This window comes from Ramlibacter sp., from assembly GCF_035706265.1.
GTDB lineage: Bacteria > Pseudomonadota > Gammaproteobacteria > Burkholderiales > Burkholderiaceae_C > Ramlibacter.
The window spans coordinates 1-6,184 of the sequence record NZ_DASSVG010000231.1 but is presented as its reverse complement, the minus strand read 5'-3'; the positions used below and the strand labels follow the sequence as shown (position 1 = coordinate 6,184).

7 protein-coding genes are annotated in these 6,184 nt (G+C 65.9%); 3 read left to right on the top strand and 4 right to left on the bottom strand.

The window, feature by feature from the left end; translation table 11 throughout:
• From yidC to rpmH, 4 genes are all read right to left on the bottom strand, one after another.
• On the bottom strand, positions 1-1,624 hold a 1,624-nt coding region (yidC, locus tag VFM98_RS08805), incomplete at its 3' end, for a membrane protein insertase YidC (protein ID WP_325109539.1).
• A complete protein-coding gene (gene yidD, locus VFM98_RS08800) occupies positions 1,621-1,887 on the bottom strand; it encodes a membrane protein insertion efficiency factor YidD (RefSeq protein ID WP_325109538.1) in 267 nt (88 codons plus the stop codon). The genes yidD and yidC, both read right to left, overlap by 4 nt.
• A complete protein-coding gene (locus tag VFM98_RS08795) occupies positions 1,884-2,369 on the bottom strand; it encodes a ribonuclease P protein component (protein ID WP_325109537.1) in 486 nt (161 codons plus the stop codon). The genes yidD and VFM98_RS08795 overlap by 4 nt, the downstream gene beginning before the upstream one ends.
• Before the next feature lie 44 nt (positions 2,370-2,413).
• The gene (rpmH, locus tag VFM98_RS08790) at positions 2,414-2,548 is read right to left on the bottom strand and encodes a 50S ribosomal protein L34 (protein WP_027101598.1); all 135 of its coding nucleotides are present in this window, start codon (positions 2,546-2,548) and stop codon (positions 2,414-2,416) included.
• Between the two features lie 183 nt (positions 2,549-2,731).
• Here rpmH and dnaA point away from each other — a divergent pair, with 183 nt between their 5' ends.
• From dnaA to VFM98_RS08775, 3 genes are all read left to right on the top strand, one after another.
• Positions 2,732-4,147, top strand: a complete 1,416-nt coding sequence (dnaA, locus tag VFM98_RS08785; RefSeq protein ID WP_325109536.1) for a chromosomal replication initiator protein DnaA — start codon at positions 2,732-2,734, stop codon at positions 4,145-4,147.
• A gap of 225 nt (positions 4,148-4,372) precedes the next feature.
• On the top strand, positions 4,373-5,479 hold the full coding sequence (gene dnaN, locus VFM98_RS08780; RefSeq protein ID WP_325109535.1) for a DNA polymerase III subunit beta: 1,107 nt from the start codon (positions 4,373-4,375) through the stop codon (positions 5,477-5,479).
• A 177-nt stretch (positions 5,480-5,656) separates the two neighbouring features.
• On the top strand, positions 5,657-6,184 hold a 528-nt coding region (locus VFM98_RS08775), incomplete at its 3' end, for an ATP-binding protein (RefSeq protein WP_325109534.1).

The following is a 6,184-nucleotide window of genomic DNA, read 5'->3' as shown; positions in this document are numbered from 1 at the left end:
TGTTGTTCGTGATCCAGTACAGCACCAGGCCGGCCGGGAAGAAGAAGAACATCACCGAGAAGATCAGCGGCATGAACCACATCATCTTGGCCTGCATCGGATCCGGCGGCACCGGGTTGAGCGCCGTCTGCAGCAGCGTCGACAGCGTCATCACCACCGGCAGGATGAAGAACGGATCGGGCGCCGACAGGTCGTGGATCCAGCCGATCCAGGGCGCGCCGCGCATCTCCACCGACGACAGCAGCACCCAGTAGAGCGCGATGAACACCGGGATCTGGATGAAGATCGGCAGGCAGCCGCCCAGCGGGTTGACCTTCTCCTCGCGGTAGATGCGCATCATCTCCTGCTGCATCTGCTGCGGGTTGTCCTTGTAGCGCTCGCGCAGCGCCATCACCTTCGGGTTGATGGCCTTCATCTTGGCCATGCTCTCGTAGCCCTTGGCCTGCAGCCAGTAGAAGGCGATCTTGATCAGCAGCACCAGCGCCATGATCGCGAAGCCCCAGTTGCCGATGAAGGAGTGCAGCTTCGACAGCAGCCAGTACAGCGGCTTGGCGAGGATGGTCAGCCAGCCGTAGTCCTTCACCAGGTCCAGGCCCGGGTAGACCTGCTCCAGCATCTTTTCTTCCTGCGGGCCGGCGAAGAAGCGCGCGTTCACCACCTGCTGCATGCCGGGCGGGATCGGCGCCACCGGCGCGATCATGCCGGCGGAGTAGAGGTTGTTGTCCACCTTGCGCATGAACAGGTCGCGCTTCAGGCCGTCCGGCAGGATCCAGGCGCTGGCGAAGTAGTGCTGCACCATGGCCACGTAGCCGTTGCTGGAGCTCTTCTCGAAATCGGCCTTGTCCTTCTCGATGTCGCTGAACTCCACCTTCTGGAACTTCTTCTCCTCGGTGTAGACCGCGGGGCCGGTGAAGGTGGAATAGAAGGAGGACTCGCCCGGCAGCTTGTTGCCGTCGCGAACCAGCTGCACATAGAGCTGCGGCGACACCGGCGCGCTGCCGGCGTTGATGATCTCGTGCTTCACGCTCACGTCGTAGTGGCCGCGGCGGAAGGTGTAGGTCTTCGCCAGCTTCACGCCGCCTTGCACCGGCGACTCGAAGCGGATCGAGAGTTCGTCCTGGCCGTCCTTCAGCACGCGCTCGCCCGGCACCGCCGTCATCACCGTCTTGTGGTTGGGGAAGTCGCCTCCGATCAGGCCGCTCTGCGCCACGTAGGTGCGGTTGGGAGACTGGTCCAGCAGCACGAAGGGGATGCCCGGCTTGTCGCCCGCGAGCTTGGGGAAATCGGTGTGCACGATGGTCGCGCCTTCGGTGTCGAAGACGACGTCCATCAGGTCCGTCTTCACCGTGATGCGCTCGCGCGGCGTGGCGGCGGGCGCGGCCGGCGCGGCGCCCGGCACGGCATTCGGCGTAGCGGTGGCAACGGCGCCCGGCACGGCGGAAGCGCCCGCGGAGGGAGCTGCCGGCACGGCGCTGGCGGGCCCCTGCGGCGCAGTGGCCGTGGCCGCCGGCCTGGAGGGGAAGAAGGTCGCCGGCTTGCCGTTGTAGACCTGCCATTGGTCCCACAGCATCACCAGGGAAAAGCCGAAGATCACCCAGAGGATGGTGCGGCGGATGTCGGTCATGGAAGTTTCTTCTGATGGAGGAACGCGAAGATTCGCGGCTTCGCTTGTGGCACCGGGTCGTGGCCGCCCGCGCACCAGGGATGGCAGCGGGCGATGCGGGCCAGCGTGAGATACGTGCCCACGGCGGCGCCGTGCTCCTGCAGCGCCTGCATGGAATAGGCGGAGCAGGTGGGCGTGAAGCGGCAGGACGAGCCGAGCCACGGCGACAGCAGCAGGCGGTAGGCCTTGACCGCGCCGATCAGGAAGCGCTGGGCGAGGTTCATCGACCCTCCTGGATGGGCGCCGGCGTGACGGCAGGCGCCGCCGCGACGCGGTCGAACAGCTGCAGCAACTCCCCGCGCACGGCGAGCTTGAGCGCCTCGGACCAGGCGCTCGGGAACTGCGCGCGCGCGAAATCCATCCGCAGCCGCACCACATGGGCGGCCGCGGGCAGGCGCGAGGCGAAGGATTCGCTCACGTTGTAGATCTGCCGCCGGATGCCGTTGCGCGTGACCGCGCGTTTCGCCCAGCGCTTGGGCACGACCGCGCCGATCCAGGCCTCGTCGCTCACGGGGAACAGGGCCTTTGGGCGCTGCGGCCCCGACGCAGCAGCGGCGCTTGGGGCGCCGGTGGCGGAAGCGGGGGCCTGGGAGGAGCCGGACGGCGCGGCCAGGGGCGCGCGGTGCAGGACGAAATGCGGCGTCCGGGAGACGGTGCCACCTGCCATCGCTGCCTCGTACTGTGCCCGGGTCTTGAGCCGCTGCACGGTCGGCAGGCGCAGGCGCGCGCTGGGTCGATCGGACCGGGCGGTCAGACGGCCAGGCGCTTGCGCCCCTTGGCGCGGCGGGCGTTGATGACGGCGCGGCCGCCACGGGTCTTCATCCGGACGAGGAAGCCGTGGGTACGGGCGCGGCGCACTTTGGAAGGCTGGTAGGTGCGTTTCATGTTGGTTCTCGGAAAAACCCGGCATTCTCGCAGAAACCGGCCTTCCCGGCAATCACGAGGGCTGTCAATCCCCTTCTTCACCTGTATCGGGACATGCCGGTGCGGCTTTGTGGATAAGGTGTAGACGCCATAGAATGCTTCGTTTCGTGCGCGAAAACTAATCCACAGGAGCGACGGGGCAACATGAGCGAGGGGCAACACGGCAGGCTGGCGGCCGCACCCAGTCTGGAGGCAGGTGACAGCCTCTGGCAGGCGTGCGTGGAGCAGCTCGCGCAAGACCTCCCGGAACAGCAGTTCAACACCTGGATCAAGCCGCTGTCGGCCCAGGTCTCGGAGGATTTTTCCAGGGTCACGCTGTTCGTGGCCAACCGCTTCAAGCTCGACTGGATCCGGGCCCAGTACGCCGGCCGCATCAGCGCCGTGCTGGAGAAGCTCTATGGCCAGCCGGTGTTGCTTGAGTTAGCGATCACTCCGCGTGAAGCCGTGATCAGGACTTATCCTGCGCCCTCCGCGGTGGCGGCCAACGCCCCCGTGGCGGAGCCGGCGGAGAGCGAGGAAGACGCCGTCTCGCCGGCCTTCAAGACCCGCCTGAACACGGCCCTGACCTTCGACAACCTGGTCGAAGGCACGGCCAATCGCATGGCCCGCGCGGCCGCGATGCACGTGGCCGGCACCCCCGGCCAGCTCTACAACCCGCTCTTCATCTATGGCGGCGTGGGGCTCGGCAAGACGCACCTGGTGCACGCAGTCGGTAACAAACTGCTGGCAGACCGCCCGCAATCGAAAGTCCTGTACATCCACGCCGAGCAGTTCGTCTCCGACGTGGTGAAGGCCTATCAGCGCAAGACTTTCGATGAATTCAAGGAGCGCTACCACTCGCTCGACCTCCTGTTGATAGATGACGTGCAGTTCTTCGCCAACAAGGACCGCACGCAGGAGGAATTCTTCAACGCCTTCGAGGCCCTGCTGGCCAAGAAGAGCCACATCGTGATGACGTCGGATACCTATCCCAAGGGCCTGACGGACATCCACGAGCGCCTGATCTCCCGCTTCGATTCCGGCCTCACGGTGGCCATCGAGCCGCCCGAGCTGGAGATGCGCGTGGCCATCCTGATCAACAAGGCCCGGCAGGAGAACGCCGAGATGCCCGAGGAAGTGGCCTTCTTCGTGGCCAAGAACGTGCGCTCCAACGTGCGCGAGCTCGAAGGCGCGCTGCGCAAGATCCTGGCCTATTCGCGCTTCAACCAGAAGGAGATCTCGATCCAGCTGGCGCGCGAGGCGCTGAGGGACCTGCTGTCGATCCAGAACCGGCAGATCAGCGTGGAGAACATCCAGAAGACGGTGGCCGACTACTACAAGATCAAGGTCGCCGACATGTACAGCAAGAAGCGCCCGGCCTCGATCGCCCGGCCGCGCCAGATCGCGATGTACCTGGCCAAGGAGCTGACGCAGAAAAGCCTGCCCGAGATCGGCGAGCTGTTCGGCGGGCGCGACCACACGACGGTGCTGCACGCCGTGCGCAAGATCTCGGCGGAGCGGCAGCAGCTGACGGAGCTGAACCAGCAATTGCACGTGCTGGAGCAGACGCTCAAGGGATGAGGGGCCTTGGATCGCTGGGCTTCCTGCGCTTCGCGCGTCAGCACCAGCCTGCGAGTTCGGCCAGCCGCGAAGCGCGGCACCGTCGGCTGGCGGTGAGCGCCGAAGGCCGAACCCCAGCGCTCCCGCGCCCCCTGCCCAACCACTGTAACCCCGCGTCAAAACAAGCGAAAATACGCATTTCCGGCCACCGCCGCGACTACAACTGATACACGAACAGAGGAAGACATGATCGTCCTGAAGGCAACGCAAGAAAAACTGCTCTCGGTGCTGCAGTCGGTGGCCGGCATCGTGGAGAAACGGCACACGTTGCCCATCCTCGCCAACGTCCTGCTGCGCAAGAACGGCAACGCGGTGCAGTTCACCACCAGCGACCTCGAGATCCAGATCCGCACCACCGCCGACATGGACGGCGACGCCGGCAACTACACCACCACCATCGGCGCGCGCAAGCTGATCGACATCCTGCGCACCATGCCCGGCGACCAGACGGTCACCATCGAGTCGCAGCAGAACAAGGTGATCCTCAAGGGCGGCAAGAGCCGCTTCACGCTGCAGACGCTGCCGGCCGAAGACTTCCCGCTGGTGCAGGAGGCCCCGAGCTTCGGCCCCGTGTTCTCGGTGCCGCAGAAGACGATGAAGGACCTGCTGAACCAGGTCTCCTTCGCCATGGCGGTGCACGACATCCGCTACTACCTGAATGGCATCCTGTTCGTCGCCGAGGGCAAGCAGCTCTCGCTGGTGGCCACCGACGGCCACCGCCTGGCCTACGCCAGCGCGACGCTCGACGTCGAAGTGCCCCGGCAGGAGGTGATCCTGCCGCGCAAGACGGTGCTGGAGCTGCAGCGCCTGCTGTCGGATGCCGAGGGCGCCATCGAGATGCAGTTCGCGAACAACCAGGCGAAGTTCGGCTTCGGCGGCATGGAGTTCGTCACCAAGCTGGTCGAGGGCAAGTTCCCCGACTACAACCGCGTGATCCCCAAGAACCACAAGAACGCCGTCACGCTGGGCCGCGCGCCGCTGCTGGCCAGCCTGCAGCGCACCGCCATCCTCACCAGCGAGAAGTTCAAGGGCGTGCGCCTGAACCTCGAAAACGGCACCCTGCGCGTGGCCAGCAACAACGCGGAGCAGGAAGAGGCGGTGGACGAACTGGACATCGACTACGCCGGCGACAACATCGAGATCGGCTTCAACGTCACCTACCTGATCGACGCGCTGGCCAACATGGACCAGGACATGGTGAAGATGGAGCTGGCGGACGCGAACAGCAGCGCCCTGATCACGATCCCCGAGAACCAGAGCTTCAAGTACGTGGTGATGCCGATGCGCATCTGACGGCACTTCCACCACGCGCTTCGCGCGCGGGAGCGTAGGCTGGCGCTGAGCGCCGAAGGCCGAAGCCCGGCGATGCGCGAAGCGCCGGGCTTCACGCGCTGTCGCGGTTCAGCGCCAGCCTACGAAGCCCGCACCAGGCGCGAGCCTCGCGCCGCAAGAGACAGAGAAAAGCAGGTTATGGCCCAAGATCACACCCCCGCCCTCCCGGACAACGGCGACTCCAGCAATGGCCAGCCGGCCGTTCCGCCCGCCGGACTCGGCGACTACGGCGCCAGCTCCATCCAGATCCTGGAAGGCCTGGAAGCGGTGCGCAAGCGCCCGGGCATGTACATCGGCGACACCTCCGACGGCACCGGCCTGCACCACCTCGTCTTCGAGGTGGTCGACAACTCCATCGACGAGGCCCTGGCCGGCCATTGCGACGACATCGTCGTCACCATCCACACCGACAACTCGATCAGCGTCACCGACAACGGCCGCGGCATCCCCACCGGCATCAAGTGGGACGACAAGCACGAGCCCAAGCGCAGCGCCACCGAGATCGCGCTGACGGAGCTGCACGCCGGCGGCAAGTTCAACCAGAACAGCTACAAGGTCTCCGGCGGCCTGCACGGCGTGGGCGTGAGCTGCGTGAACGCGCTCTCCAGGATGCTGCGCGTGACGGTGCGCCGCGAGGGCAAGGTGCACGTGCTCGAATTCAGCAAG